Source organism: Bradyrhizobium sp. MOS003 (assembly GCF_003020125.1).
GTDB lineage: Bacteria > Pseudomonadota > Alphaproteobacteria > Rhizobiales > Xanthobacteraceae > Bradyrhizobium.
Window position 1 is genome coordinate 1,021,107 of the sequence record NZ_PYFW01000001.1, and the last position, 26,460, is coordinate 1,047,566.

Sequence of the window (26,460 nt, forward strand, 5' to 3'; positions counted from 1 at the left end):
ACCAGCATGAAACGTCTCAAGATCCTGCGGCGGTGGTTTGCGCGGAAGCTGGGCTTTGCGCGGCTGATGTGCCTTGCGCTGCTGGTCGTGTTCGCCGGCGCGCGCCTGTGGGATCCGCCGCCGATCCAGGAATTGCGGCTGCGCACCTTCGACATGTTCCAGCTGATCGATCCGCGCCACAAGACATCGCGGCCGGTCGTCATCGTCGACATCGACGACAAGAGCCTCGCCAGGCTCGGCCAGTGGCCATGGCCGCGCACGCGCATCGCAGACCTGATCCAGAACCTCACCAATAGCGGCGCGGTGGCGATCGGCTTCGACGTGGTGTTCTCCGAACCCGACCGGCTCAACCCGGATCTGGTCGCGAGCCAGATGCGCTATCTGGACGACGCCACCCGCGCCAAGCTGCGCGAGCTACCGAGCAACGACCAGGTCCTCGCCGACGCGATCAAGCGCTCGCGCGTCGTGCTGGGCGAAACCGGGCTGCCCGAGGTCCTGTCCGAGCTCGACAAATCGCTTCCGTTCACGGGTGTGGCCACGGTCGGGGAGGAGGGCGCCGAGCGCTTCCTGTTCGAATTCCCCGGTCTGCTTCGCAACGTGCCTGAGATCGAGAAGATCGCGGCCGGTCGCGGGCTGTTCTCGATCCGGACCGAGCGTGACGGATTGATCCGCCGCGTGCCGATGATCATGCGCGCCCAGGGCAACATCATGCCCTCGCTCAGCCTCGAGATGTTGCGCGTCGTCACGGGGACCCCGACCTTGCTGGTCCGCACCGACAAGGCCGGTATCAGGTCGATTCGACTCAAGGGGGCGGAGATTCCGACCGACAAGAACGGTCAGCTCTGGGTGCACTATGCCCGCCGGGATCCTTCGATCTATGTGTCCGCGGTCGACGTGCTCGACAATAGCCTGCCGCCGTCCAGGCTCGCCGGCAAGCTGGTGCTGGTCGGGACGTCCGCGGGCGGATTGAACGACATCAAGACCACGCCGGTCTCCCGGGCCATGCCGGGGGTCGAAATCCACGCCCAGGTGCTGGAAAGCGTGCTGAGCGGCGCGGTGATCTCCCAGCCGAACTATGCCCTCGGCGTCGAGTTGCTTGCCGCGCTCTTCATCGGCATCCTGGTGATCATCTTCACGCCGAATCTCGGGCCGGTGCGCCTGGTGCTCGCGGGCGCGACCTTCGCCGCCATCCTGATCGGCGTGTCCTGGTTCTTCTACGCGCAGTACCGTTACCTCATCGACTTCACCTATCCGCTCCTATCGACCACGGCGGTCTATCTGACGCTGATCTTCGCCAGCTTCGTACGCGAGCAGCGCCAGCGCGTGCAGATCCGCGGACAGTTCGCGCAATACATGTCGCCGGTTCTGGTCGAGCAGCTGGCGCAGTCGCCGGAGAAGCTCGTGCTCGGCGGCGAGGAGCGCGAGCTGACGATCATGTTTTCGGACGTGCGCGGCTTCACCACGATCTCGGAGAGCTACAAGCACGACCCGCAAGGCCTGATCGCGCTGATGAACCGCTTCCTGACGCCGCTCACCGACGTGATCATCGAGCGGAAAGGCTATATCGACAAATACATGGGCGACGCCATCATGGCGTTCTGGAACGCGCCGCTCGACGATGCCGAGCACGAGGTCAACGCCTGCGAGGCCGCGATCCAGATGCTCGAGCAGATCGACGCGGTCAACAAGGAGCGCGAGCTGGAGGCCGCCGAGGGCGGCCATGTCTACATTCCGCTCAATGTCGGTATCGGCCTCAACACCGGCATCGGCGTGGTCGGCAATATGGGTTCGGACCTGAAGAAGAACTATTCGGTGCTCGGCGACAGCGTGAACCTGGCTTCACGGCTGGAAGGCCAGTCGAAGGAATACGGCTTTCCCATCATCGTGGGATCCAGGACCGCGCTTGCCGCCAAGGACAAGTTCGCGATCCTCGAGCTCGACTTCATCATGGTCAAGGGCAAGACGGAACCCGAGGTGATCTACGCCATCGCGGGCCGCGAGGACGTGATGCATTCGGCCGCCTTCCAGCGCCTGCGCAACATCACCATCGAGACGCTCGGCTGCTACCGCGGCCGCGACTGGCAGGGCGCACTCGATGCGATCGAACGCGGCCGTCGCAGCGAGGATGCCGACACGCTGGAAAAGCTGTTCGGGCTCTACGAGGCCCGCATCAAGGATTTCCAACTCAATCCGCCGCCGGAAGGCTGGAACGGGGCATATGCGCTGCTGACGAAGTAGTTACCCCGTCATTGCTCCCCAGTGTGGGCAAAGACGTGCCAGCGCCCTGTCCACGATCTTACTCCGCAATGCCGAGGTGGTGGGCACGCTTCCGCTTTGCCCACCCTAGGGCGGCGGTACCCGCCGCCCTCACTCCATCCCGATCGTCGTCAGATCCTGGAACCAGTGCTGCGCCTGCACGAACTGCTTGATCTTCGGCGACAGCGCGTGCGGGTTGGTGTCGTGGACGACCCAGACCAGCGCGGCGTCGTCCACGATCAACGCATGCGCCTGCGCCAGCAGTTCGTCCTGCTTGGCGGAATCGAAAGTCTGCTTGGCTTCGTCGATCAGCGCATCCACCTTCGGGTTCTTGTAGCCGCCCCAGTTGACGCCGACCGGCGCGATCTGGCCGGAATGGAAGAAGCGGACTATGGCGTAGAGCGGGTCGGAGGTGACATAGGCGATGTTGTTGGCGGTGATGCCGGCGTTGATCTCGTCGGCAGCGCCCTTGCGCCAGTGCGTATAGAGCGTCTCGAGCTCGACCACCTTGAAGTCGATGTCGATGCCGATCTCCTTGAAGCTCTGCTGCAGGAATTCGTTCATCGGCAGCGACAGCATCTGGCCGGTGCCGCCCTGCGCGATGATGAAGGTGGCCTTCAGCGGCTTCGCCTTGGAGTAGCCGGCTTCCTCGACCAGCTTCTTCGCCGCGGCGAGATCGTATTTTAGCTCGAAGCTCGGCTTGCCGAACCAGGGGCTCGACGGGTCGACCTGGCCCTTCGCGGGCTTGGCAAGGCCGTTCATCAAGCCGACCACGGCGTCGCGGTCGATCGCGAGGTTCAGCGCCTTGCGCAGGCGGATGTCGGTCCAGGGCGAACCCGGCAGCACGCTGAGATGATAGTTCCAGACATGCGGCGTGACGTTGTCGACCAGCTTCATGCCGGCGGCCTTCAACTGCGGCACCGCATCCGGCGTCGGCGTCTCGATCAGGTCGACTTGCCCCGCCAGCAGCGCGTTGGTGCGGGTCAGCGCTTCCGGCATCGGCACCAGCACGATCTTGTCGGCCTTCGGGATGCGCTTCTTGTTCCAGTAGTCAGAATTCTTGCTGAGCTCGGCGAGTTCGCGCGGCACCAGCTTGGTCAGCTTGAACGGGCCGGTGCCGGACGGCTGGCTGGCGAACTTGTCCCAATCCTTGCCGAGCTTGTCATATTGCGCCGGGCTCGACACCAGGAACCACAGCATCTGATAGGGAAAGAAGGAATCGACCGTCTTGGTGGTGATCTCCACCGTGAAGTCGTCGATCTTGGCGTAGCTAGCGACCGAGGGGAGGCGGGTCTTCACCTGCGCGCTCTGCCGCTTGTCGAATTGCGGCGCCTTGTCGTTGAGCACCTTGTCCAGATTCCAGATCACCGCGTCGGCGTTGAACTCGCTGCCGTCGTGAAACTTGACGCCCTTGCGAAGCGTGAAGCGCCATTTGGTCTTGTCGGCATCGTCGACCTTCCATTCGGTCGCAAGCCCGGGCACCAGCTTGCCGGGACGATCGGCGACGTCCATTTCCCAGGCGACCAGCGGATCGTAGATCGTATAGGCCGTGAACTGATAGGCGCCGGCGCCGCGATCGGGCTGCCCCGTGGTCAGCGGGATGTCCGCCATCGAGATGCCGTAGCGCACCACCGTTTCGGCGCGCGCCGAGATTGCGGATAACGCCAGTGCAAGCACGGCGAGCCAAATCGATAGACGAGTACGCATGGCCTAGAGCTCCCAGGGAATTTCGAGAGCTGAACTTGCAATCTTGATGCCAGAATAGGCAGCGCGGCGCCTGCAGCCGCCTTCAGCCTCTAAGGACTTGTCGCCGCAGGGTCAAATCGCAGAATAAGTTTCTCTTTGGCATAGCCATTGCATACGATTGCATCAAAAATAGTCATCGAAGCCGGAAAAGGATTGAGGCGATGCTTATGAAGAAGACCACACGCGCGGCATTGATCGCGGTGCTCGCACTCACGACAGCGGCGGCATGGCCGCGCGCCGTCAGTGCCGAAACAGTGCTGCGCATTGGCATGACCGCTGCCGATATTCCGCGCACGCTGGGCCAGCCCGACCAGGGCTTTGAAGGTAACCGCTTCACCGGCCTCACCATGTATGACGCGCTGACCGGCTGGGACCTGTCCTCCGCCGAGAAGGCGAGCGTGGTTATTCCCGGCCTCGCGACCGAATGGAAGGTCGACGATGCCGACAAGACCAAATGGACCTTCAAACTGCGCCCCGGCGTCACCTTCCACGACGGCTCGCCCTTCAACGCGGATGCGGTGGTGTGGAACGTCGAGAAGGTGCTGAAGCAGGACGCCCCGCAGTTCGACGCCAGCCAGGTCGGTGTCACGGCCTCGCGCATGCCGACGCTGGCCTCTGCCAGGAAGATCGACGACATGACGGTCGAGCTCACCACCAAGGAGCCCGACAGCTTCCTGCCGATCAACCTCACCAACCTGTTCATGGCGAGCCCGGCGAAGTGGCAGCACTTCTACGACAAGGCCGAAGGCGCGGACGCCAAGGCCAAGTCGCAGGCGGCCTGGACTGCGTTCGCCAAGGATGCCGCGGGCACCGGTCCGTGGAAGATGGCGAGCTTCACGCCGCGCGAGCGGCTCGAACTCGTGAAGAACGCGAATTATTGGGACAAGGCGCGCGTGCCCAAGGTCGACAAGATGGTGCTGCTGCCGATGCCGGAAGCCAACGCGCGTACCGCGGCGCTGCTCTCCGGGCAGGTCGATTGGGTCGAGGCACCGGCGCCGGACGCTCTGCCCGAGCTGAAGCAGCGCGGCTTCAAGCTCTACGCCAACGAGCAGCCGCATGTCTGGCCCTGGCAGTTCTCCCGCGTCGAGGGCTCGCCCTGGAACGACATCCGCGTGCGCAAGGCCGCGAACCTCTGTATCGATCGTGAAGGCCTCAAGGACGGCTTGCTCGCCGGCCTGATGGTGCCCGCGACCGGCACCTTCGAGCCCGGGCATCCCTGGCGCGGCAAGCCGACCTTCGAAATCAAGTACGACAAGGCGGCTGCGCAGAAGCTGATGCAGGAGGCCGGCTTTGGTCCCAACAAGAAGCTGACGGTGAAGACGCAGACGTCGGCGTCCGGTTCGGGCCAGATGCAGCCGCTGGCGATGAACGAATATCTCCAGCAGGCGCTGGCCGAATGCTATTTCGACGTGAAGCTCGACGTCATCGAGTGGAATACGCTGTTCACCAACTGGCGCCGCGGCGCCAAGGACCCCTCGGCCAACGGCTCTAACGCGACCAACGTCACCTATGCGGCGATGGATCCGTTCTTCGCGCTGGTGCGCTTCCTGCAATCGGGCATGGCGCCGCCGGTCTCGAACAATTGGGGCTTCATCAACAACCCCAAGTTCGACGAGCTGGTGAAGAAGGCGCGCCAGACCTTCGATCCTGCCGCGCGCGATGCCGCGCTCGCCGAACTGCATGCCGCCTCCGTCGACGACGCGGCCTTCCTCTACGTCGCCCACGACGTCGGCCCCCGCGCGATAAGCCCGAAGGTCACGGGCGTCGTGCAGCCGAAGAGCTGGTTCATCGACTTCTCGCTGGTTTCGATCGCGCCGTAGTTCGCGCCGCATACTCGGTGCACCCTCTCCCCCTGTGGGAGAGGGTGGCTTCGCCAAGCGAAGCCGGGTGAGGGGTATCTCTCCGCGAGCGCCCCTCTCCCATCCGATATTGCTACAGCGGTAGAACCCCTCATCCGGCGCTTCGCGCCACCTTCTCCCACAAGGGGAGAAGGGAAGAAAAAGAAAACAACGTGCTTGCCTATATCGCCAGACGCATCGTCTACGTCATTCCGATCGTCATCAGCGTCGCGCTGGTGTGTTTTCTGCTCGTGCACATCACGCCGGGCGATCCACTGGTCGCGGTGCTCCCCGCAGATGCCTCGCAGGAGCTGGCGGCGCAGCTCCGGTCCGCCTACGGCTTTGATCGCCCGCTGCCGGTGCAGTTCGGCTTGTGGCTGATGCGCGCGCTGCACGGCGATCTCGGCAATTCCATCGCGACGGGGCGCCCCGTGCTCGCCGAAGTCTTGCGCGCCGTCAGCAACACCGTCACGCTGGCGATTGCCGCCGCCATCATCGGTTTCACCATGGGCATCCTGCTCGGTCTGATCGCCGGCTATTTCCGTGAGACCTGGATCGACAAGCTCGCGACCTCCTTTGCCATCGCGGGCGTGTCGGTGCCGCATTACTGGCTCGGCATGGTGCTCGTCATCATCTTCTCGGTGCAGCTCAACTGGCTGCCCGCGGTCGGCGCCGGGCCGAACGGCTCCAACTCCTGGGCCTGGGACTGGGCGCATCTGAAATATCTGGTGCTGCCGGCGATCACGACATCGGTGATTCCGATGGGCATCGTCACCCGCACGGTGCGCGCGCTGACCGGTGACATTCTCAGCCAGGACTTCGTCGAGGCCTTGCGCGCCAAGGGGCTGCACGAGCGCGGCGTGTTCCGCCACGTCGTCAAGAACGCCGCGCCGACCGCGCTGGCGGTGATGGGGCTTCAATTGGGTTACATGCTCGGCGGCTCGATCCTGATCGAGACTGTGTTCTCCTGGCCGGGCTCGGGCTTCCTGCTCAACTCCGCGATCTTCCAGCGCGACCTGCCGCTGCTGCAGGGCACGATCCTGATCCTGGCGCTGTTCTTCGTGTTCCTCAATCTCATGGTCGACATCGCCCAAGCCGCGATCGATCCGCGCATCAAGCGGGGCTAGTGGGATGAGTCCAGCTGTAGTCACACAAAAGGTGCGCTCCATCCCCCGCTCGCGGGGGAGGGTTGGGGAGAGGGTGTCTCCTCAATCGAGACCCCCCAAGAGGAGAGAACCCTCACCCGGCGCTACGCGCCGACCTCTCCCGCAAGCGGGAGAGGTGCACCACCTTCTTGATGCCCATCGAGCGTACCAATTTCCGGGAGCTTGCCGATGAGCGAGCTTCCGTTGTCCGCGACCGCCGACGCCGCGCTCCAGGCCGCACCGGCCACCAAGGCGCGCGGTTATTGGGCGACCGTCGGCCGCCGCATCCGGCGTGACAAGGTCAGCATGGCCTGCGCGCTGGTGCTGCTGCTGATCTTCCTGTCCGCGATCCTCGCGCCATGGCTCGGCCTGGAAGATCCCTACAAGGGCTCGATGATCCGCCGCCTGCGCCACATCGGCACGTCAGGCTACCCTCTCGGCACCGACGAACTCGGCCGCGACATGCTGGCGCGGCTGATCTATGGCGGGCGGCTGTCGCTGGTGATCGGCATCCTGCCCGTGATCCTTGCGTTCTGCATCGGCACCTCGCTGGGTCTCGTCGCCGGCTATGTCGGCGGCAAGCTCAATACCGCGATCATGCGCACGATCGACGTGTTCTACGCCTTCCCCTCGGTGCTGCTGGCGATCGCGATCTCCGGCGCGCTCGGCGCCGGCATCCTCAATTCCATCGTGTCGCTGACCGTCGTGTTCGTGCCGCAGATCACCCGCGTCGCCGAAAGCGTCACCACGGGCGTGCGCAACATGGACTTCGTCGAGGCCGCGCGCGCTTCGGGCGCCGGGCCCTTCACCATCATGCGCGTGCACATTCTCGGCAATGTGCTGGGCTCGATCTTCGTCTACGCCACCAGTCTCATTTCGGTCTCGATGATTCTGGCGGCAGGTCTCTCCTTCCTCGGCCTCGGCACCAAGCCGCCGGAGCCCGAATGGGGCCTGATGCTCAACACGCTCCGCACCGCGATCTACGTCAACCCGTGGGTTGCCGCGTTGCCGGGCGCCATGATCTTCGCGGTCTCGATCTGCTTCAATCTGCTCTCGGACGGCCTGCGCAGCGCCATGGATATCAGGAACTAGGCCATGAGCGAGACCAACACATCCGTTGAAATGCTGGAGCCGATCGAAGACCTTGGCGGCGCCGCGCAGCCGCTGCTTCAGGTCAACGGCCTCACCAAGCACTTCCCTGTACGCGGCGGCCTGTTCGCCGCGAAGCGTACCGTGCGCGCCGTCGACAACGTCTCCTTCGCGGTCGCCAAGGGCGAGACCGTCGGCATCGTCGGCGAGTCCGGCTGCGGCAAGTCCACCAGCGCACGGCTGTTGATGCACCTGATGCCGCGCGACACCGGCGACATCATCTATGACGGCATGACCGTCGGGCAGTCGCTGAGCCTGCGCGAGCTGCGCCGCGGCATGCAGATGGTGTTCCAGGACTCCTACGCCTCGCTCAATCCGCGCCTGACGATCGAGGAATCGATCGCATTCGGCCCGAAGGTGCACGGCATGGCCGACGGCGCGGCACGGACGCTGGCGCGCGAGCTGCTCGGTAAGGTCGGCCTGGTCCCTGCAAACTTCGCCAACCGCTATCCGCACGAGATCTCCGGGGGCCAGCGCCAGCGCGTCAACATCGCGCGCGCGCTGGCGCTATCGCCGCGTCTGGTGATTCTGGACGAAGCCGTCTCCGCGCTCGACAAATCAGTCGAGGCGCAGGTGCTCAATTTGCTGGCGGACCTCAAGCGCGAGTTCGGGCTGACCTATCTCTTCATCAGCCACGACCTCAACGTCGTGCGCTACATCAGCGATCGCGTGCTGGTGATGTATCTCGGCGAAGTCGTCGAGCTCGGCCCGGTCGACCAGGTCTGGGATAACCCCGCGCATCCCTACACGCGCGCGCTCCTTGCGGCGATGCCGTCGTCCGACCCCGACAGGCGTACCGAGCAGCCGCCGATCACGGGCGATCCGCCCAATCCGATCGATCCGCCCCCGGGCTGCCGCTTCCACACCCGTTGTCCGTTTGCGGAGCCGCTCTGCGCAAATGCGACACCAAAGCTCATCGCACTCGATAAGATGGGCCACGAGGCCGCGTGCTACATGGCGATTCCGGGTTCAGGCCATAGCCGCGCGCCCAGGGAGAAGACCGCATGACGAGACCAACACCGAAAGAGATCAAGCCGATCGCGCAAATCGCCGGCGTCCCCGTCGACGACGAGATCGCGACGCGCATCTCCAGTTCCATCGGGCCTGCCTTCGAAGGCTTCGAGGCCATCGCCGGCACGCTGCCGTTCGACCTCGAGCCCGCGCTCTATCCGGTCGTTCAGGCGCAGAAGGTGTCGAAATGAGCACCGAGCCTGCATTGATGACGCTCACCGAGGTCGCGCGCGCGATCGCGATGAAGCAGGTGTCTTCGCATGAGGTGACGCGCGCGCTGCTGCACCGTATCGCGCAGTGGCAGCCGCATCTCAACGCCTTCATGTCGATTGAATCCGAGTCCGCGCTGAAGGCCGCAGAAGCCGCCGACGTCGAGCTCGCCAAGGGCACTGTGCGCGGTCCGCTGCACGGCGTGCCGCTCGCGCACAAGGACATGTATTACGATGCCGGCAAGGTCGCGACCTGCGGCTCGCTGATCCGCCGCGATTTCGTGCCGACCGTGACCTCCACGGCGTTGCAGCGGTTGAAGGACGCCGGCCAGATCAGGCTCGGCACGCTGCATCTGGCCGAATTTGCCTATGGCCCAACCGGGCATAACGCTCATTACGGCCCGGTGCGCAATCCCTGGAATGTCGCCCACATTACCGGCGGCTCCTCGTCCGGCTCCGGCTCGTCGGTCGCCGCGCGCCTGACGTTTGCGGCGCTCGGCTCCGACACCGGCGGCTCGATCCGCATGCCCGCGCATTTCTGCGGCGTCACGGGGTTGAAGACGACCTTGAGCCGCGTCAGCCGCGCCGGCGCGATGCCGCTGTCGCAATCGCTCGACACGGTCGGCCCGCTCGCCCGCACCGCGGAGGATTGCGCGCTGTTGCTGGCGCTGATGGCTGGCCCCGACCCGGAGGACTCGACCTGCAGCCACGAGCCGCTGTCGGACTATGTCGCCGCGACCAAGGGCTCGCTGAAAGGCCTCAAGATCGGTGTGCCCACCTCGTTCTACGTCGACGATCTCGACAGCGAGGTCGCGCACGTGCTCGACGAGACCATCGCGGTGCTCAAGCGCGAGGGCGCCGACATCGTCAAGGTCGAATTGCCGGACCAGCGGCAATTGTCTTCCGCGAGCCAGCTCGTGCTCGCGGCCGAAGCTGCCGCCTTCCACAAGCGCTGGATGATCGAGCGGCCGCAGGATTACGGTCCGCAAGTGCTGATGCGGCTGCAGAACGGTCTTGCCGTTCCTGCCATCACCTATCTCGAGGCGATGCGCTGGCGCGGGCCCGCGCTCGCGGCGCATAATGCAGCGACAGCAGGCGTCAATGCGGTGATCGCGCCGGCATCCCCAGTGCCTGCACCGACGATTGAGGAGAGCGACGTCGGCGGCGGCCCGAACGCGCCGGCGATGGTGCAGCGGCTGACGCTGTTCACCCGCCCGGTGAACTTCCTCGGCCTACCGTCGCTCACGGTTCCCTCCGGTTTCACCAAGAATGGTCTGCCGGTCGGCATGCAGCTTATCGGCCGCTCGTTCGATGAGGCGACCCTGCTCACCATCGGCGCCGCCTTCCAGCGCGTCACCGATTATCACGATCGATTGCCGAAACTGCCGTCATGACAAACCTCGTCGAGATTTTAGGCCTCAACATCCGCTTCACCGGCGAGCGCACAGTCTATGCCGTGAACGACCTCAGTCTGTCGCTGCGCAACAGCGAGGTGCTGGGCCTGCTCGGCGAGTCCGGTTCGGGCAAGAGCGTGACGCTGCGCGCGCTGATGCGGCTGTTGCCGAAGAAGCGCACGCAGATATCGGGCAGCGTCAACGTCATGGGCCGCGACGTGCTCGCCATGAATGACGACGAGCTGTCGTCGTTCCGCGGCCAGACCGTGTCGATGATCTTCCAGGAGCCGGCGTTGGCGCTGGATCCGGTCTACACTATCGGTGCGCAGATCGCCGAAAGCGTCGTGCGCCACGAAGGCAAGAGCTACGCGGAGGGCAGGGCGCGCGCGCTCGACATGCTCGAGGTCGTGCGCATTCCCTCCGCGAAACGCCGGCTCGATGCCTATCCGCACGAGATGTCCGGCGGCATGCGCCAGCGCGCGATGATCGCGCTGGCGTTGGCCTGCCGGCCCAAAATCCTGCTGGCCGACGAGCCGACCACCGCACTCGATGCCACCGTGCAGATCCAGATCCTGCTGCTGCTGCGCGAGCTTCAGCGCGAGTTCGGCATGTCCGTCATCTTCGTCACCCACGACATCGGTGTGGCCATCGAGATCTGCGACCGTGTCGCGGTGATGTATGCCGGCCAGATCGTGGAGCAGGGCACGCTGCGCGACATCGTGCGCAGCCCGATGCACCCCTACGCCAGGGGCCTGCTCGCCTCGACCATTCACGGCGCCAAGCGGGGCGCCCGGCTCGAAACCATCCCCGGCACGCCGCCCTCGCTGGCCGAGAAACCCCACAATTGCTCCTTCGCCCCGCGCTGCGCCGTTGCGCAGCCGCGTTGCCTGGAGCAATTGCCTGCCAATGTGGCGGTTGGACCAGACCGGGCGGCGCGATGTGTGCTGGCGGAGCAGGCGGCGGCGCTGTCATAATATTTGAGCGCCGTCGCCGCTGCGCTCCTTCCTTTGAAATTCCTCAGCGGCAACACCGGGTTGTCACAGTTCACCGAGGACGGTGTGCAAACGCCGGTCTACTTTGCATGGGGTTGTTTTTCGACTTTTTGGTCGGAGCCGGCTGAAGCGAACACCATTCACACCCCATTCATCGCGGTTCCCGTTCCATGCGGCCTTTCTTGGAGAAGGACCTCACCGATGCACATTTCCAACGAAGGCCTGCTCGTCATCCTGTTCGTCGGCCTCGTCGCCGGCTGGCTCGCCGGCAAGATCGTGCGGGGCGCAGGCTTCGGGATCATCGGCGATATCGTCATCGGCATCTGCGGCGCGCTGGTCGCGAGCCTTCTGTTTCCCAAACTCGGCATTCGCATCGGCACGGGCCTCGTGTCCGAGATCGTCTATTCGGCCATCGGCGCGGTCATCCTGCTGCTGGTGGTGCGGCTGGTGCGTGGTGGCGGCCGGCTTTAGCAGCTGTCCGGCTCGACCGACCGGAACTGGCCGCCTCTCCCGGACCGGGAGGGGCGGCCGCTTTGCACCAAAAAGCCGCAAAGACTGTGAAATACCGGGCTTGCGCCCGGGGCAGCCACGGGTAGATGTGGCGCATCGGGGTTCGCGATGACCCCGACATTGGACGCAGTGCCAATGGGATGTTAATTCGGGGCGCGTACCCTGAATTGCTTATGAAATCAGGGGCCCTGGCCCCCCACCTGAAAGAGATCAGACTGATGGCAGCCGGTCCCGGCGTCCGCCGTTCAGAGCTCGGTGACGCCTTGCGCGCCTGTCGCACGGCGTTCATCGGCGTCGGCTTGATGAGCTGCATGATCAACCTGCTCTATCTGACCGGGTCGATCTTCATGCTGGAGGTCTACGACCGGGTGCTGCCGAGCCGCAGCGTTCCGACCCTGGTCGGCCTCATCATCCTCGCCAGCTTCCTCTACATGGCGCAGGGCGTGCTCGACATGATCCGCAACCGGATCCTTGGGCGGATCGGCACCGCGCTCGACGAAGCCCTCAACAAGCGCGTGTTCGACACCATCGTGCGCCTGCCGCTGCTGGTCGGCAGCCGCAACGAGGGTCTCCAGCCGCTGCGTGATCTCGACAACGTCCGCTCCTTCCTCGGCGGCATGGGTCCGAGCGCGTTCTTCGACCTGCCCTGGCTGCCGCTCTATCTCGCCATCTGTTTCGCCTTCCACGTCATGATCGGCGTCACCGCCCTCGTCGGCGCCATCATCCTGGTCGGGCTGACGCTGGTCACCGAGTTCATGTCTCGCCAGCCGGCGAAGGACGCGATGGGCCTTGCCGCGCAGCGAAACGATCTCGCCCAGGCCAGCCGCCGCAACGCCGAAGTCATGGTGTCGATGGGCATGGCCGGCCGGATGAACGCGCGCTGGAGCGAGGCCAACGAAAAATATCTCGTCGGCAATCAGCGTGCGAGCGACGTCGCTGGCGGTCTCGGTGCGGTCGCAAAGGTGCTGCGCATGATGCTGCAATCGGCCGTGCTCGCGGTTGGCGCCTATCTCGTCATCCACCAGGAGGCGACCGCCGGCATCATCATCGCCGGCTCGATCCTGTCCGCCCGCGCTCTGGCCCCGGTCGATCTCGCCATTGCGCACTGGAAATCCTTCGTCGCGGCACGCCAGAGCTGGCACCGCCTCACCCGCTTGCTGGAGCAGATACCGGCGCAGACGATGCCGACCCAGTTGCAGGCGCCCACAAGCCGGCTCTCGGTCGAAGGCGTCGCCATGGTGCCGCCCGGCGACCAGCGCCTGATCGTGCAGGACATCACCTTCGCGCTCGTCGCCGGCAACGGCCTCGGCGTGATCGGCCCAAGCGGCTCCGGCAAGTCGTCGCTGATCCGCGCGCTGGTCGGGGTCTGGCAGCCGGTCCGCGGCAAGGTGCGGCTCGACGGCGCGGCGCTCGATCAATGGTCGTCCGACATGCTCGGCCGGCACATCGGCTATCTGCCGCAAGACGTCGAATTGTTCGGCGGCACCATCGCCCAGAACATCAGCCGGTTCGATCCCGAGGCTAGTTCCGATGCCATCATCGCCGCGGCCAAGGAAGCCGGCGTGCACGAGATGATCATCAAGATGCGCGAGGGCTACAACACGCAAGTCGGCGAGCAAGGCACTTCGCTCTCCGCAGGGCAGGCTCAGCGCGTGGCGCTGGCGCGCGCGCTCTATGGCAACCCCTTCCTGATCGTGCTCGACGAGCCGAACTCCAACCTCGACACCGAAGGCGACGAGGCGCTGACCCGCGCCGTTCGCGCCGCCCGCGAGCGCGGCGCCATCGTCGTCGTGGTCGCGCACCGCCCGATCGGCGTCGAGGCGGTCGACCAGGTCCTGGTGCTGCGCGACGGCCGCATGCAGGCGTTTGGCCCGAAGGAACAGGTGCTCGCCCAGGTGCTGCAGCCGCGCGTGAGCCCGCCGGCACCGATTAAGATCGTCAGCGAAGGCGGAGTGGCCAAGCCATGAGTACGATGGCCATCGGCGGCGCGAAGCCAGCCGCGAAGAAGACCGTGCGCGAGTCGATCAAGTTCCACCTCCTGCTCGGACTTGGAATCGTGGTGGTCCTGGTCGTCGGTCTCGGCGGCTGGGCCTCGACCGTGCTGATCTCGGGCGCGCTGATCGCGCCGGGCCAGATCGTGGTCGAATCCAACGTCAAGAAGGTGCAGCATCCGACCGGCGGCGTGGTCGGTGAGGTGCGCGCCCGCGATGGTGACCTGGTCAAGGCCGGCGACATCGTGGTGCGGCTCGACGATACCGTGACCAAGGCAAATCTCGCCATCGTCACCAAGAATCTCGACGGCGCGCTGGCGCGTGCGGCGCGCTTGCAGGCCGAGCAGCGTGGTGTCGACAGGATCGAATTTCCGCAAGCCCTGCTCGATCGCGCCGGGGATACCGACGTCAAGCTGCTGCTCTCTGCCGAAACCAAGCTGTTCGACGTCCGCGTCAACGGCCGCGCCGGACAGAAGGCGCAGCTGCGCGAGCGCATCACCCAGCTCAACGAGGAGATCGCCGGTCTCAGCGCCCAGGAGAAGGCCAAGGACCAGGAGATCGCGCTGGTGCAGAACGAGCTCACCGGCGTGCGCGATCTCTACGACAAGCGTCTGGTGCAGCTTTCGCGCCTGACCCAGCTCGAACGCGACTCGGCCCGTCTCAATGGCGAGCGCGCCCAGTACATCGCCTCGCGCGCCCAGGCCAAGGGCAAGATCACCGAGACCGAGCTCCAGATCATCCAGGTCGACAAGGACGTGGTGAGCGAGGTCTCCAAGGATTTGCGCGAGACCAACGACAAGATCGGCGAGCTGATCGAGCGCAAGGTCGCGGCCGAAGACCAGCTTCGCCGCATCGACATCCGCGCGCCGCAGGACGGCATGGTGCTGCAATCCAACGTGCACACCGTCGGCGGCGTCGTCACCGCAGGCGACGCCCTCATGCTGATCGTGCCGCAGGCCGACGATCTCCAGGTCGAGGCCAAGGTCAATCCGGTCGATATCGACAAGCTCCAGATCGGCCAGAAGACGTTGCTGCGCCTCTCCGCGTTCAACCAGCGCACCACGCCCGAGCTCAACGGCCTCGTCAGCCGCGTGTCGCCCGACGTCACCACCGACCAGCGCACCGGGCAAAGCTACTACACCATCCGTGTCACGATGCCGGCCGAAGAGATCGCCCGTCTCGGCGACGTCAAGATGATCCCGGGCATGCCTGTGGAGGCCTTTGTCCAGACCGGCGACCGCACCATGCTGTCCTACCTGATGAAGCCGCTGCACGACCAGCTGATGCGGGCATTCCGCGAGAAGTGACGGGCGAAAAGCGCATCGTCCCGGAGCGCGCATCCGGAATCTCGTGCAGCACGCTCGATCTCGTAGGGGGGCAGAGGCGCGATGCGCCGTGCCCACCATCTCCCACACGATGGGCAAATTGGTGGGCACGCTTGCGCTTTGCCCACCCTACGGCGCTGCCTTCTTTGCTATAGTTCGATTCAAAGCCCAGCAAGTCCGGCGGTCGCAACCATGCAATCCCCAGCCTCCATCGCCACCAAATCCTTCTCCGATGCGGCCCTCGCCGTGGCCCGCCTCGAAGAGATCTACGAGCGCAACACCAAGTTCCTGCGCGACCGGTTCGAAGCTTACGTCAACGGTGAGGCCGTCACGACGCGGGTGCGGGCCTATTATCCCTTCGTGCGCGTCACCACGGCGACGCATGCGCGGCTGGACTCGCGCCTCGCTTACGGCTTTGTTGCCGGCCCCGGCGTGCACGAGACCAGCGTGACGCGGCCGGATCTGTTTCGCGCCTACCTGACCGAGCAGATCGGCCTGCTGATTGAGAATCATGGCGTGCCCGTCGAGATCGGTGAATCCGCCGAGCCGATCCCGATCCACTTCGCCTATCGCCGCGACATCAACATCGAAGCTGCGATCACGACGAGCGAGAATTCTCCGGTCACGCGATCGCTGCGCGATGCGTTCGATGTGCCCGATCTCGGCGCCATGGACGATTCGATTGCCGACGGCACCTTCGAGCTTCAGCCCGGCGCGCCCGAGCCGCTATCGCTGTTCCGCGCCGCCCGCGTCGATTACTCGCTGCGCCGGCTCTATCACTACACCGGCACCGACCCCGAGCATTTCCAGAATTTTGTCATCTTCACCAACTACCAGTTCTATGTCGACGCCTTCGCGCAGCTCTGCCAGCAGCGGCTCCAGGCGAGCGAGGCTGGCCTCGATGCCTTCGTCGCGCCCGGCAACGTGATCACGCGTAGCGGCGGTGCCATCAGTGGGGATGCACCGTCGCGCATGCCGCAGATGCCGGCCTTCCATCTGGTCGCGCCGGGCTATCGCGGCATCACCCTGATCAACATCGGCACCGGCCCGTCCAACGCGCGCAATGTCACCGACCACGTCGCCGTACTGCGCCCGCATGCCTGGCTGATGCTCGGCCATTGCGCCGGCCTGCGCAACACGCAGCGCCTCGGGGACTACGTGCTCGCCCACGGCTATGTGCGCGAGGATCATGTGCTCGACCGCGAACTGCCGCTCTGGGTGCCGATCCCGGCGCTGGCGGAAATGCAGGTCGCACTGGAAGAGGCGGTCGAGGACGTCACAGGCCTCGAAGGTTTCGAGCTCAAGCGCCTGATGCGCACCGGGACTGTGGCCAGCGTCGACAACCGCAATTGGGAGATCAGCGGGCCCGAGGTGATCCGCCGCCTGTCCCAATCGCGCGCAGTCGCGCTCGACATGGAATCGGCCGCGATCGCCGCCAACGGCTACCGCTTCCGTGTCCCCTACGGCACGCTGCTCTGCGTCTCCGACAAGCCGCTGCACGGCGAGATCAAGCTCGCGGGCATGGCCAGCGAATTCTACCGTCGCCGCGTCGGACAGCATCTCGAGATCGGGCTGAAGGCGCTGGAGCGGCTCAAGCAGCAGGAATCGGAGCGGCTGCATTCGCGAAAGCTCCGCAGTTTTGCCGAAGTCGCGTTCCAGTAGGAGCGGTGCTCCCGTCGCTTCGCTGCTGACAGGGGTGGAGATTTTCAGCATTGTCGGCCCGGGGCCGACCGGACCGTTCTCGATGCCGCTCACGCGCGACAGGATCATCGGCCATGACCGCGAACGGCTGGCTTTCCGCTTCACCATGCTGAACGTCGGCGAGGTCGTGCATTGCCAGATCAGCGATGCCGCGATGGACGAACTCGCCGGCATGCAGGGCACCGAGAGCAGCGCGCGCCAGGCGCAATTTCTTTCCCTGCGTGAGACCATCGAGCGGATCGCGTCGGATATCTACGACGAGGCGCCGCGGGTGCCGGGATATGTGGTGCGGATCTTCATGAGGCATTTGGGGCGGTGATCGTCCTACTCTCCGTCGTCATGCCCCGCGTGCCGCTTTGCGTGGATGGCAGGGACAAGCCCGGCCATGACGATCCTGCCTCAGGTCACCCCTCCAATTTCCTCAACAGCAACTTCAGCGCTGTCGCTGCGAACACCTGCATGTTTGCGAGCCGGTCGCCACTCCCCGTCTCCAGCGTGATCACCTCCACCACAGGTCCGCTCACCGCCATGCAGCTGTGGCCGGCGGCGTCGCCGTAGCGGTTTCCGGTGGGGCCGGCTGCGCCGGTCTCTGACAGGCCCCAGTCGGAGTTGAAGCGGCTGCGCATCTGCTCCGCCAACAGTTGCGCGTAAGGCTCCGACGAAGAGCGAAAACCCTTCATTCCTTCGTCCGAAATATCCATCAGCACACGTCGGGCATCGCGGGTGTAGACCACCGCGCCGCCGAGAAAATAGGCGGAGGCGCCGGGCACCGCGAGCAGGCTGGCCGAGATCAGGCCGCCGGTCGAGGATTCCGCGACGGCGATGGTCTGCTTGCGCGCGATCAGCTGCGCTGCGACCTGTTCCGCAATGCCGACGAGCTCTTTCATCCCTGACCCCTTATCCCTTCGCAACCGAGCTCAGCCTTCCTAGCATATGACAGGGCGCTTGGCCGAGTTGCGGGCGACGGGCAGGCCTGCTTGAATGGCGGGTACAAGAAGAGACATGCGAGGAAACGTGAGAAGGGAGACGTCATGGCGTCCCTGATCGCCGGCGGGGTGGATTGCGACGTGCATCCGGCCGTGCCGCATCTGACCAGCCTGCTGCCCTACCTGAACGATTATTGGCGCGATCAGGTGACGACGCGCGGCATGGTCGACCTCGTCTCGCAATCCTATCCGCAGAATTCACCGATCACGGCGCGGCCCGACTGGCGTCCCGAGAGCGGCAAACCCGGCGAAAGCCTGGAGGACATGCAGCATCACGTGCTCGATCCCTTCCAGCTCACCTACGCTATCTGCAATCCGCTCTACGGCGTGCAGATGGTGTTTTCGGAAGATTTGCAGGCTGCCCTCTGCCGCGCGCTGAACGACTGGCTGGTGAAGGAGTGGCTCGATCGCGACAAGCGGCTGCGCGGCTCGATCGTGATCCCGACGCAAAGCGTCGAAAAGGCCGTGGCCGAGATCGAACGCTGCGCGCAGGACAAGCGCTTCGTCCAGGTGTTGATGCTGGTGATGGGCGATACGCCGCTGGGCAAGCGCGCCCTGTGGCCGATCTATGAGGCCGCGGAACGGCTGGAACTCCCCGTCGGCATTCACGCGGGTTCCGCCTATCACAATCCGCCGACCGCCGTCGGATGGGGGTCCTACCACATCGAGGATTATGTCGGTCAGGCCCAGGCGTTCCAGGCCCAGCTCACCAGCCTGATCGTCGAGGGCGTGTTTGCCAAGTATCCGCGCCTGAAAATGGTGATGCTGGAATCCGGGGTTTCCTGGATTTCCCCCTATCTCTGGCGCCTGCACAAGTTCTGGCGCGGGGTGCGGATGGAGACACCTTGGGTCGATCGCGCACCGCTGGAGATTGTGCGCAGCAACATCCGCTTCTCCTTACAGCCATTTGATGCGCCGCCGGAGGCCGAGACATTAATTCGCCTGTTTGATCATATGCAGTCCGATCAATTGGTCCTATTCTCCACGGACTATCCGCACTGGCAGTTCGACGGCCAGGACGCGCTGCCCGAAGGTCTCACCCCCGATCTCGTGCGCAAGATCATGATCGAAAATCCGCATGCGACCTATCCCCGCCTGACATGAGCCCGCTGCCAAAGGAGGCAAGGCGATGAATATCCAATTCCGCGAGAGCCAAGAAGCCGCTTCCCCACTGACCGTCAAAACCGCGATCGCGGACTGCGACATCCATCCGGCGCGCGCCACCCGCACCGAGCTCTATCCCTATCTCGCCAAACGCTGGCAGCATCATCTCGAAGTCTACGGCGTCCATGCCTATCAGGGCATGATGGAAGGCCCGCCCTATCCGAAGGCCCAGCCCAACGCCTCGCGCCGTGATGCCTATCCGCCCGAGGGCGGCCCGCAGGGCTCCTCGCTGTCCTTCATGCAGAAGCAACTGCTCGATCCCAACAACGTGCAACTGGGCGTGCTCAATCCGCTCAACACCGGGCAGGGCATCCGCAATCACGAGCTTTCTGCCGCGTTGTGCTCGGCGATCAACGACTGGCAGATCGACAAATGGACCAGCAAGGACAAGCGGCTGAAAGCGTCCATTGTCGTAGGCAATGAGGACGGGCTCTCAGCCGCCGCCGAAATCCGCGAGCGCGCCGGCGACAAGAATTTCGTGCAAGTGCTGCTGCTCAGCCGCAATGTCGAGCCGCTCGGCCAGCGCCGCTACTGGCCGATCTACCAGGCCGCGGAGGAAGCCGGCCTTCCCGTCGGGGTCCACGCTTTCGGCTTCGGCGGCAATCCGATCACGCCGTCGGGCTGGCCGTCCTATTACATCGAGGAGATGGTGGGTCACTCGCAGTGCCAGCAATCGGCGCTGGCGAGCCTCGTGCTGGAGGGGGTGTTCGAGCGCTTCCCGAAACTGAAGATGGTGATGATCGAGGCCGGCTTCGGCTGGGCGCCGTCGCTGGCGTGGCGGCTCGACAAGGTCTGGCAGCGGCTCAGGAGCGAGGTGCCGCATGTGAAGCGGCCGCCGTCGGAATATATCCGAGAGCAGGTGTGGTGGACGACGCAGCCGATGGAGGACCCTGAAAGCCGCGAGGACCTGTTCGACGTCATCAACTGGATCGGCTGGGATCGCCTGCTGTTCGCGACCGACTATCCGCATTGGGACTACGACGAGCCGTCGCGCGTGCTGCCGGCGGGCGTCAGCGAGGCCAATCGCGAGGCGTTCTATCTCGGTAATGCGCGCGCGCTGTACGAGATTGGTTGATGGCGCGGCATGTGATCGCGCCGGTCCATGAACTGCCGCCGGGGACGCGAAAATTTCTGGAGATCGACGGACGGCCGATAGCGGTCTTCAACATCAAGGGCGAGTATTTCGGCCTGATGAACCGCTGCCCGCATCAGGGCGCGGCGCTGTGCGAGGGTCCACTGATCGGTCTTGCCCAGTCGAAGGAGCCCGGCGAGATCGAGTATACGAAGCTCGGCGAGATCATCCGCTGCCCCTGGCACGGCTGGGAGTTCGACATCCGCACCGGCCAGTCCTATTGCGACCCCCGCCGCTTCCGCGTGAAGGCCTATCCGGCCCATGTCGAGCCGGGTGCGAGCGTCGTGAAGGGGCCGTATGTCGCCGAGACGATCCCGGTGAGCGTCGAGAGCGATTACGTGGTGGTGGAGCTGTAGCCAGTTGGTCATTCCGGGGCCGCCCGAAGGGCTGAGTCCGGAATCCATCGTGCCATGGGAATGCTGGGCGAAGTGGATTCCGGGCTCGCCTCTTCGAGGCGTCCCGGAGTGACGGTTAGTGCCCCGCCACAGGCTCCGCCACGGCATCATACGTTGTCACCGCCCGGCGGCCGCCGCGATAGACCGTCGCTGCCGCGATGATGCCGAGCACGGCCGCGAGCATCAGCCAATAACCGGGCGATGCCTTGTCGCCGGTATGCTCGATCAGCAACGTCGAGGCGAACGGCGTGAAGGTGCCGAACAGGGCGGCAGCGAGCGCGAAGGCGAGCGAGAAGCAGGTGGTGCGGACATGCGCCGGCACGATCTCGACCAGCGCGCCCAGCATGGTGCCGCTGTAGACGCCGAAATAGAACGAGAACATCATCTCCACCGCGAGCAGCTTGCCGAAGCTCGGCGCCGCCACCAGCCAGTGCAGCGCTGGATAGGCTGTCACCAGCGACAGGCAGGCGATCGTGATCAGTACCGGCTTGCGGCCGATGCGGTCGGACAGCGCGCCGCCGACCGGGTTCCAGAAGAAGTTGGTCACGGCAACGAGCAGTGTGACCAGCAGTGCGTCCTGCGTCGACAGCTTCAGCACGGTCTTGCCGAAGGTCGGCGTGTACACTGTGACGAAGTAGAACGTCGTCGTGGTCAGGATCGCGATCATCATGCCGAGGATGACGATGCGCCAGTTGGCGAGCGCGGAGGCAAACACCTCGCTGGCCGTCGGATGCTTCTTCATGGCGAGGAAGGCCGGCGTCTCCTCCAGCGTCCGCCGCAGGAAGAAGATCAGGGGGATGATCAGGCAGCCGACGAAGAAGGGAATGCGCCAGCCCCAGGCGGCGACGGTGTCGGCCGGCATCACCTCCGACAAGAGATAGCCGAGGATCGACGCCACGAAGATCGCGACCTGCTGGCTCGACGATTGGAACGAGGTGTAGAAGCCGCGATTGCCGGGCGTGGCGATCTCAGAGAGATAGACCGACACGCCGCCGAGCTCGACGCCGGCGGAGAAGCCCTGCAGCAAACGTCCGATCAGCACGATGACGGGCGCGGCGATGCCGATGGTCGCATAGCTCGGACAGAATGCGATGACGATGGTGCCGATAGCCATGATCCCGAGCGTGACGATCAGGCCCTGGCGGCGGCCGATGCGGTCGATGTAAGAACCGAGCACGATCGCGCCGACCGGCCGCATCAATGCCCCGAGCCAAAATACGCCGAAAGTGTTGAGCAGCGATGCCGTTTCATCAGAGGACGGGAAGAACGCCTTGCCGATCGCGGCCGCATAGAATCCGAACAGGAAAAAGTCGAACTGTTCGAGGAAATTGCCTGAGGTGGCACGTAGGATCGCGCCGATGCGCGATTTGAGTTCAGGCGGATTGGTTGCTGGTCCAACCATGGCGTTGCTCCCTTTCGGACGTGGCCGGACCGGGAATCATTCACGGCAAGGCGACAGATTGTTGCTGTGACAATATGTCCCATCCTTTCTCGCGCAGGACGCTGCAAGTCAATCGAATTTGCCGCGGAAGTTGATGATTTTTCAGGCTTTATTTTGCGTTGCAGCGAGCATCCATTGGCGGAATGCGGTCAGCTTCGGCGTTTCGCGGCGCCCCTCGGGCGCGACCAGGTAGAAGCCGGCGTCGGCTGGCAGCGCGATCTTGAAGGGAACCACGAGGCGGCCCTTGGCGATGTCGTCCTTGACGTAGGAGGTCCGTCCCATCGCCACGCCGATGCCGTCGATCGCGGCCTGGATAGTCATGAAGATCATGTCGAAGGTGATGCCGGGCTGCCGCGCGATATCGGCCGGCAGGCCCGCTGCGGTCAGCCATAGCCGCCAATCGTCGCTGTTGGCGTTCGAGGTGTGCAGCAGCGGATAGCCTTGCAAGTCCTCCGGTTGGCGCAGCGGCTTGTCGCCGCGCAGCAGCGACGGGCTGCACACTGGAAACAGCTCATCCGCCATCAGCCAGTCGGCGCGCAGGCCGGGCCATTGGCCGCGGCCATAGCGGATGGCGGCATCGACATTGTCGCGCTGGAAATCGACCAGGCTGGTGGACGTGGTGATGCGCACGTCGATGCCGGGATGCTGCTCCTGAAAATCGGTCAGTCGCGGCAGTAGCCATTTTGCCGCGAGTGAAGCCAGCGTCGAGACCGTCAGCACCTTGTCGTCGTCCTTGCGCAGCAGACGATCGGTGGCCAGCCGGAGATCGTTGAAGGCGGCGCGGACGCCCGGCAAATAGTCGCGCGCTTCCGGCGTCAGGGCCAGCGCGCGGTTCTGCCGGATGAACAGGCGGATGCCGAGCTCTTCCTCGAGCCTGCGGATCTGATGGCTGATCGCGGTCTGCGTCACGTTCAGTTCGCTCGCGGCCAGCGTGAAGCTGAGATGGCGCGCGGCCGCCTCAAACGCCCGCAATCCGTTGAGGGAGGGCAATCTGGCAGTCATCTGGCAGCAGGATACATGACTTTAATTCATGCGAAGAGGTACAAATTGTCGTTTGTGGCAGTGCACAAGGCAGCAGATATTAGCGATCAGGTTAGCTCAAGGAGCTCATAATGTCTACTTTGACCCATAATTCGATGACAAATCATCATGCACCCGGCTTGATCCAGCAGATCGGCGAGACCCTTCATGTCTGGCACGAGCGCTACCGCACCAGGCGCGAGCTGGCCCACTGGACCGCCCGCGATCTCCACGACGTCGGGCTGTCCTGGTCCGACATCGCCTATGAGGCCGAGAAGCCCTTCTGGCGGGCCTGATTGGCCGCTAGGCCGGCGCCGCCTGATGACAGGGGCGCCGGCGGTCCCATTGTGAAGGGCTCGTATCATGAGCACTCTCCGCCTCGAAGAGCTCAAGCAATATTCGGACACGCTGCGCACCCGCGATGGCACGGCGCTGGAGGTCCGCTTCGTCGAGCCGCGCGATACCGACGAGCTTCAGCACTATGTCCGCTCGCTCTCGACCCGCTCCCGCTACAACCGCTTCTTCGGTGCCATCAGTGAGCTGCCGAACGGGCTGCTGCACGACTTCCTCCAGATCGGTGAGCGCGAACGTTTCACCGTGGTCGCGACCATGATGGTCGACGGCTTCGAAACCATCGTCGCCGAAGCGCGCTACGCGCTGCATGCTGAAACCGCGACGCTCGAATTCGGCCTGTCGGTCCATGATCGCTGGCAGCGCCACGGCATCGCAACAGCGCTGATGAAGAATCTCGAATGCCGCGCCGCCGCGCTCGGCGCCGTGCATATCTTCGGCGAGACGCTGCGATCCAACGAGACCATGATCTCGCTCGCACGCAAATCCGGCTTCGCCTTTGTCAATCACCCCGATGATTGGAAGCTGGTGCGCTTCGACAAGGAGATCAGCGTCGCAGCAAAGGATATTCCCTGCGCCAGCTGGCGCCTCGTCGCCCTTTCCCGTCAGGCCGAAAGCCCCTCAGCCTCGGTTTGACTCAACTGCAAACCCGGCTCTGGGTGAACCAGGGCCGGGTGTTTTTTGCTTTAGTCTTTCTCCATCGTCATTCCGAGGCGCCCGTAGCGCGAACCGGGAATCTATTTCACCGCGCGTTTGCGGCCCGATGGATCCCGGGCTCGATGCTGCGCATCGCCCCGGAATGACAGTTCTCTTCGGAGCTACTTCCCCGTGAACAGAGCTTTACGCTTCTCGATGAAGGCCTGCACCGCCTCCTTGTGATCGGCGGTCGTAGTCAGGCGGATCAGCCGCTCGGCCTCGTGGTCGCGCGCGGTCTCGAAGTCGAACAGCACGGCCTCATCGAGATTGTCTTTCATGTAGCGCAGCGCCAAACGCGGGCCCTCGGCAAGCGACTTCGCCAACGCAAAGGCTTCGGCCTGCAGTTGATTGTCAGGCACGACGCGGTTGACGAGGCCGATGGCCTCGGCGCGCGCGGCATTGACGCGGTCGCCGGTGAACATCAGCTCCCGCGCCCGCGCAGTCCCAACCAGACGGGTGAGCAGCCAGGCAATGCCGTAATCACCGCTCAGCGCGACGCGGGCATAGCCGGTGGCGACGAAGGCCGATTGCGCGGCGATGCGGATGTCGCAGGCCATGGCGATGGCAAGCCCGGCGCCGACCGCGGGACCGGGCAGGGCGGCGATGGTCGGCTTGCGCACAGACACCAGCGCGCCGGTGAGCAGCCGCTGCCGTTCCTGCAGATCGGCGATGCGATCTTCAAGCGGCATCTCGAGCTTTGCCTTGTCGCGATGCGCGCCCATGCCCTTGACGTTGCCGCCGGCGCAGAACGCTTCGCCTGCGCCGGTGATCAAGAGCGCGCCGACGTTGCGATCCTCGCCGCAGCTCCGGATCATCGTGCGCAGCGCCGGGGTCAGCGCATCCGACAGCGAATTGCGCGCCTCCGGCCGGTTCAGCGTGATGACCGCGACGCGGTCGCGGATGACGCAGAGGAGCTCGCTGGTGCCGGTGTCGATGGTGGTTTCCGTGGTCATGTCGCTCCCTATTCTTGTAGGGTGGGCAAAGCGAAGCGTGCCCACCATTGGTCTGTTTCGCTATTGATGGTGGGCGCGGCGCTACGCGCCTTTGCCCACCCTACGGCAGTTCAAAGGAATCGCCTCAAAACTTCTCCACCCAGGGCCGCAGCTCGAGCTCCCAGCTCCAGGCGCTGCGCGGCTGCTGCAATACGTTCCAATAGCTCTCCGCGATCGCATCGGGATCGAGCATCGAATCCGGCTTGTCTTCGGCTTCCGTCCTCGCCGCACTTCGGATGCCGCCGTCGATGACGAAATGCGCGACATGGACGCCTTGCGGCGACAATTCGCGCGCCAGGCTCTGCGCGAGGCCGCGCAGCGCGAACTTGCCCATCGCGAACGAGGCGGACTGCGCGTAGCCCTTGACGCTGGCGGAGGCGCCGGTGAACAGGATCGCGCCGTGCTTGTTCGGCAGCATGCGCTTGGCCGCCTGTTGCGCCACCAGGAAGCCGCCATAGGCACTGACCGCGATGGCTTGCGCGACGTCGGCCGGGACGAGGTCGACGAACGGCCCGCGGGTGCGGCCGCTGGCGTTGTAGACGACGAGGTCCGGCGTGCCGATCTCGCGCTCGACGAGGCCAAACAACCGCTCGACCTCGTCGGGCTCGGTCGCGTTGCAGGCATAGGCCTTGGCGCCGGTCTCGCTACAGAGCGCGCCGAGCTTCTCGATCTTTCGCGCGGCCAGCGCGACGCGGATGCCCTGCTTGGAGAGCAGCCGTGCCAGCGAGGCGCTCAGGCCTTCACCGGCGCCGACGATGAGGGCGATCTTGTATTTCGGATGTTCCATGGCGTGATCTCTCGGAGACAGGAAGCCGCTGATCTATGCACAGTCCGGGTTGACGACCAGCCGCTTCGGTCACAATTCCGCAGAGCGAATTGCTCCTTCACGGCGCTCATGCCTCCCTGACAATTTGCGGCTTTATCGCTTCTCGTGGCTGGAGCATGATCGACATCATTCAACGCGGCAAGCGCCAAATCAGCGCAAAATGTTCGCAAGGGGCAGGAACGAAGAGGAC

The 26,460-nt window shown here is 64.7% G+C and carries 24 protein-coding genes; 18 read left to right on the forward strand and 6 right to left on the reverse strand.

The features are described 5' to 3' along the window. Window positions 1-6 precede the first annotated feature (6 nt). Window positions 7-2,238 (forward strand): CHASE2 domain-containing protein, encoded by a 2,232-nt coding sequence (locus C7G42_RS04930; RefSeq protein WP_106947908.1) that lies wholly within the window; start codon window positions 7-9, stop codon window positions 2,236-2,238. A gap of 129 nt (window positions 2,239-2,367) precedes the next feature. Here the strand turns inward: C7G42_RS04930 and C7G42_RS04935 are convergent, their stop codons facing one another. Further along, window positions 2,368-3,963, reverse strand: coding sequence for an ABC transporter substrate-binding protein (locus C7G42_RS04935; protein ID WP_106947909.1), 1,596 nt, complete (start codon window positions 3,961-3,963; stop codon window positions 2,368-2,370). A gap of 200 nt (window positions 3,964-4,163) precedes the next feature. Here C7G42_RS04935 and C7G42_RS04940 point away from each other — a divergent pair, with 200 nt between their 5' ends. The 12 genes from C7G42_RS04940 to C7G42_RS05000 all read left to right on the forward strand — a co-directional run bounded on the left by C7G42_RS04940 (window position 4,164) and on the right by C7G42_RS05000 (window position 17,586). Continuing rightward, complete coding sequence (locus C7G42_RS04940) at window positions 4,164-5,822, forward strand: ABC transporter substrate-binding protein (RefSeq protein WP_106947910.1); 1,659 nt, start codon at window positions 4,164-4,166, stop codon at window positions 5,820-5,822. Window positions 5,823-6,013: 191 nt separating this feature from the next. Beyond that, on the forward strand, window positions 6,014-6,967 hold the full coding sequence (locus tag C7G42_RS04945; protein WP_106947911.1) for an ABC transporter permease: 954 nt from the start codon (window positions 6,014-6,016) through the stop codon (window positions 6,965-6,967). Between the two features lie 207 nt (window positions 6,968-7,174). Then, the gene (locus C7G42_RS04955; protein WP_106947912.1) at window positions 7,175-8,077 is read left to right on the forward strand and encodes an ABC transporter permease; all 903 of its coding nucleotides are present in this window, start codon (window positions 7,175-7,177) and stop codon (window positions 8,075-8,077) included. 3 nt (window positions 8,078-8,080) lie between these two features. Beyond that, complete coding sequence (locus C7G42_RS04960; RefSeq protein WP_199580653.1) at window positions 8,081-9,142, forward strand: ABC transporter ATP-binding protein; 1,062 nt, start codon at window positions 8,081-8,083, stop codon at window positions 9,140-9,142. Continuing rightward, window positions 9,139-9,336, forward strand: coding sequence for a hypothetical protein (locus C7G42_RS04965; protein WP_106947913.1), 198 nt, complete (start codon window positions 9,139-9,141; stop codon window positions 9,334-9,336). The genes C7G42_RS04960 and C7G42_RS04965 overlap by 4 nt, the downstream gene beginning before the upstream one ends. Further along, on the forward strand, window positions 9,333-10,748 hold the full coding sequence (locus C7G42_RS04970) for an amidase (RefSeq protein ID WP_106947914.1): 1,416 nt from the start codon (window positions 9,333-9,335) through the stop codon (window positions 10,746-10,748). The genes C7G42_RS04965 and C7G42_RS04970 overlap by 4 nt, the downstream gene beginning before the upstream one ends. After that, window positions 10,745-11,722: an ABC transporter ATP-binding protein gene (locus C7G42_RS04975; protein ID WP_106947915.1), complete on the forward strand. Its 978-nt coding sequence runs from the start codon at window positions 10,745-10,747 to the stop codon at window positions 11,720-11,722. The genes C7G42_RS04970 and C7G42_RS04975 overlap by 4 nt, the downstream gene beginning before the upstream one ends. A gap of 219 nt (window positions 11,723-11,941) precedes the next feature. Next, a complete protein-coding gene (locus C7G42_RS04980) occupies window positions 11,942-12,211 on the forward strand; it encodes a GlsB/YeaQ/YmgE family stress response membrane protein (RefSeq protein WP_106947916.1) in 270 nt (89 codons plus the stop codon). 257 nt (window positions 12,212-12,468) lie between these two features. Beyond that, window positions 12,469-14,217, forward strand: a complete 1,749-nt coding sequence (locus C7G42_RS04985; RefSeq protein ID WP_106947917.1) for a type I secretion system permease/ATPase — start codon at window positions 12,469-12,471, stop codon at window positions 14,215-14,217. After that, window positions 14,214-15,548, forward strand: coding sequence for an HlyD family type I secretion periplasmic adaptor subunit (locus tag C7G42_RS04990; protein WP_106947918.1), 1,335 nt, complete (start codon window positions 14,214-14,216; stop codon window positions 15,546-15,548). The genes C7G42_RS04985 and C7G42_RS04990 overlap by 4 nt, the downstream gene beginning before the upstream one ends. 210 nt (window positions 15,549-15,758) lie before the next feature. Beyond that, window positions 15,759-17,228 carry an AMP nucleosidase gene (locus C7G42_RS04995; protein WP_199580654.1) on the forward strand — a complete coding sequence of 490 codons (1,470 nt, stop codon included), beginning with the start codon at window positions 15,759-15,761 and terminating at the stop codon, window positions 17,226-17,228. A gap of 82 nt (window positions 17,229-17,310) precedes the next feature. Continuing rightward, complete coding sequence (locus C7G42_RS05000; RefSeq protein WP_106948857.1) at window positions 17,311-17,586, forward strand: DUF1488 family protein; 276 nt, start codon at window positions 17,311-17,313, stop codon at window positions 17,584-17,586. A gap of 85 nt (window positions 17,587-17,671) precedes the next feature. Here C7G42_RS05000 and C7G42_RS05005 read toward each other — a convergent pair whose 3' ends face one another. Next, complete coding sequence (locus C7G42_RS05005; RefSeq protein ID WP_106947919.1) at window positions 17,672-18,154, reverse strand: CinA family protein; 483 nt, start codon at window positions 18,152-18,154, stop codon at window positions 17,672-17,674. A gap of 144 nt (window positions 18,155-18,298) precedes the next feature. Between C7G42_RS05005 and C7G42_RS05010 the strand changes: the two genes are divergently transcribed. From C7G42_RS05010 to C7G42_RS05020, 3 genes are read left to right on the forward strand one after another with little or no spacing between them, the layout of a single operon-like run. Continuing rightward, window positions 18,299-19,357, forward strand: a complete 1,059-nt coding sequence (locus C7G42_RS05010) for an amidohydrolase family protein (protein ID WP_106947920.1) — start codon at window positions 18,299-18,301, stop codon at window positions 19,355-19,357. A gap of 25 nt (window positions 19,358-19,382) precedes the next feature. Then, entirely contained in the window at window positions 19,383-20,492 is a 1,110-nt protein-coding gene (locus tag C7G42_RS05015) for an amidohydrolase family protein (protein ID WP_106947921.1), read from the forward strand. After that, entirely contained in the window at window positions 20,492-20,905 is a 414-nt protein-coding gene (locus tag C7G42_RS05020) for a Rieske (2Fe-2S) protein (protein ID WP_106947922.1), read from the forward strand. Before C7G42_RS05015 ends, C7G42_RS05020 begins: the two co-directional genes overlap by 1 nt. A 115-nt stretch (window positions 20,906-21,020) precedes the next feature. On the opposite strand, the gene C7G42_RS05025 is transcribed toward C7G42_RS05020, so the two are convergent. Continuing rightward, window positions 21,021-22,346, reverse strand: coding sequence for an MFS transporter (locus C7G42_RS05025; RefSeq protein WP_106947923.1), 1,326 nt, complete (start codon window positions 22,344-22,346; stop codon window positions 21,021-21,023). A gap of 141 nt (window positions 22,347-22,487) precedes the next feature. Then, entirely contained in the window at window positions 22,488-23,387 is a 900-nt protein-coding gene (locus C7G42_RS05030; RefSeq protein ID WP_106947924.1) for a transcriptional regulator GcvA, read from the reverse strand. Window positions 23,388-23,497: 110 nt separating this feature from the next. On the opposite strand from C7G42_RS05030, the gene C7G42_RS05035 reads away from it, so the two are divergent. Together C7G42_RS05035 and C7G42_RS05040 are read left to right on the forward strand one after the other, a co-directional pair. Next, on the forward strand, window positions 23,498-23,701 hold the full coding sequence (locus C7G42_RS05035) for a DUF1127 domain-containing protein (protein WP_106947925.1): 204 nt from the start codon (window positions 23,498-23,500) through the stop codon (window positions 23,699-23,701). 67 nt (window positions 23,702-23,768) lie between these two features. Further along, window positions 23,769-24,392 (forward strand): GNAT family N-acetyltransferase, encoded by a 624-nt coding sequence (locus C7G42_RS05040; RefSeq protein WP_106947926.1) that lies wholly within the window; start codon window positions 23,769-23,771, stop codon window positions 24,390-24,392. 182 nt (window positions 24,393-24,574) lie between these two features. On the opposite strand, the gene C7G42_RS05045 is transcribed toward C7G42_RS05040, so the two are convergent. Together C7G42_RS05045 and C7G42_RS05050 are read right to left on the reverse strand one after the other, a co-directional pair. After that, window positions 24,575-25,405 (reverse strand): enoyl-CoA hydratase, encoded by an 831-nt coding sequence (locus tag C7G42_RS05045; RefSeq protein WP_106947927.1) that lies wholly within the window; start codon window positions 25,403-25,405, stop codon window positions 24,575-24,577. Between the two features lie 124 nt (window positions 25,406-25,529). Continuing rightward, complete coding sequence (locus tag C7G42_RS05050) at window positions 25,530-26,231, reverse strand: SDR family oxidoreductase (RefSeq protein ID WP_106947928.1); 702 nt, start codon at window positions 26,229-26,231, stop codon at window positions 25,530-25,532. Window positions 26,232-26,460 lie beyond the last annotated feature (229 nt).

What these genes read in the sequence shown, in the direction of transcription:
- C7G42_RS04930 (WP_106947908.1), top strand. Translation starts at nt 7, where the DNA reads ATGAAACGTCTCAAGATCCTGCGGCGGTGGTTTGCGCGGAAGCTGGGC.
- C7G42_RS04935 (WP_106947909.1), bottom strand. Translation starts at nt 3,963, where the DNA reads ATGCGTACTCGTCTATCGATTTGGCTCGCCGTGCTTGCACTGGCGTTA.
- C7G42_RS04940 (WP_106947910.1), top strand. Translation starts at nt 4,164, where the DNA reads ATGCTTATGAAGAAGACCACACGCGCGGCATTGATCGCGGTGCTCGCA.
- C7G42_RS04955 (WP_106947912.1), top strand. Translation starts at nt 7,175, where the DNA reads ATGAGCGAGCTTCCGTTGTCCGCGACCGCCGACGCCGCGCTCCAGGCC.
- C7G42_RS04960 (WP_199580653.1), top strand. Translation starts at nt 8,081, where the DNA reads ATGAGCGAGACCAACACATCCGTTGAAATGCTGGAGCCGATCGAAGAC.
- C7G42_RS04965 (WP_106947913.1), top strand. Translation starts at nt 9,139, where the DNA reads ATGACGAGACCAACACCGAAAGAGATCAAGCCGATCGCGCAAATCGCC.
- C7G42_RS04970 (WP_106947914.1), top strand. Translation starts at nt 9,333, where the DNA reads ATGAGCACCGAGCCTGCATTGATGACGCTCACCGAGGTCGCGCGCGCG.
- C7G42_RS04975 (WP_106947915.1), top strand. Translation starts at nt 10,745, where the DNA reads ATGACAAACCTCGTCGAGATTTTAGGCCTCAACATCCGCTTCACCGGC.
- C7G42_RS04980 (WP_106947916.1), top strand. Translation starts at nt 11,942, where the DNA reads ATGCACATTTCCAACGAAGGCCTGCTCGTCATCCTGTTCGTCGGCCTC.
- C7G42_RS04985 (WP_106947917.1), top strand. Translation starts at nt 12,469, where the DNA reads ATGGCAGCCGGTCCCGGCGTCCGCCGTTCAGAGCTCGGTGACGCCTTG.
- C7G42_RS04990 (WP_106947918.1), top strand. Translation starts at nt 14,214, where the DNA reads ATGAGTACGATGGCCATCGGCGGCGCGAAGCCAGCCGCGAAGAAGACC.
- C7G42_RS04995 (WP_199580654.1), top strand. Translation starts at nt 15,759, where the DNA reads ATGCAATCCCCAGCCTCCATCGCCACCAAATCCTTCTCCGATGCGGCC.
- C7G42_RS05000 (WP_106948857.1), top strand. Translation starts at nt 17,311, where the DNA reads ATGCCGCTCACGCGCGACAGGATCATCGGCCATGACCGCGAACGGCTG.
- C7G42_RS05005 (WP_106947919.1), bottom strand. Translation starts at nt 18,154, where the DNA reads ATGAAAGAGCTCGTCGGCATTGCGGAACAGGTCGCAGCGCAGCTGATC.
- C7G42_RS05010 (WP_106947920.1), top strand. Translation starts at nt 18,299, where the DNA reads ATGGCGTCCCTGATCGCCGGCGGGGTGGATTGCGACGTGCATCCGGCC.
- C7G42_RS05015 (WP_106947921.1), top strand. Translation starts at nt 19,383, where the DNA reads ATGAATATCCAATTCCGCGAGAGCCAAGAAGCCGCTTCCCCACTGACC.
- C7G42_RS05020 (WP_106947922.1), top strand. Translation starts at nt 20,492, where the DNA reads ATGGCGCGGCATGTGATCGCGCCGGTCCATGAACTGCCGCCGGGGACG.
- C7G42_RS05025 (WP_106947923.1), bottom strand. Translation starts at nt 22,346, where the DNA reads ATGGTTGGACCAGCAACCAATCCGCCTGAACTCAAATCGCGCATCGGC.
- C7G42_RS05030 (WP_106947924.1), bottom strand. Translation starts at nt 23,387, where the DNA reads ATGACTGCCAGATTGCCCTCCCTCAACGGATTGCGGGCGTTTGAGGCG.
- C7G42_RS05035 (WP_106947925.1), top strand. Translation starts at nt 23,498, where the DNA reads ATGTCTACTTTGACCCATAATTCGATGACAAATCATCATGCACCCGGC.
- C7G42_RS05040 (WP_106947926.1), top strand. Translation starts at nt 23,769, where the DNA reads ATGAGCACTCTCCGCCTCGAAGAGCTCAAGCAATATTCGGACACGCTG.
- C7G42_RS05045 (WP_106947927.1), bottom strand. Translation starts at nt 25,405, where the DNA reads ATGACCACGGAAACCACCATCGACACCGGCACCAGCGAGCTCCTCTGC.
- C7G42_RS05050 (WP_106947928.1), bottom strand. Translation starts at nt 26,231, where the DNA reads ATGGAACATCCGAAATACAAGATCGCCCTCATCGTCGGCGCCGGTGAA.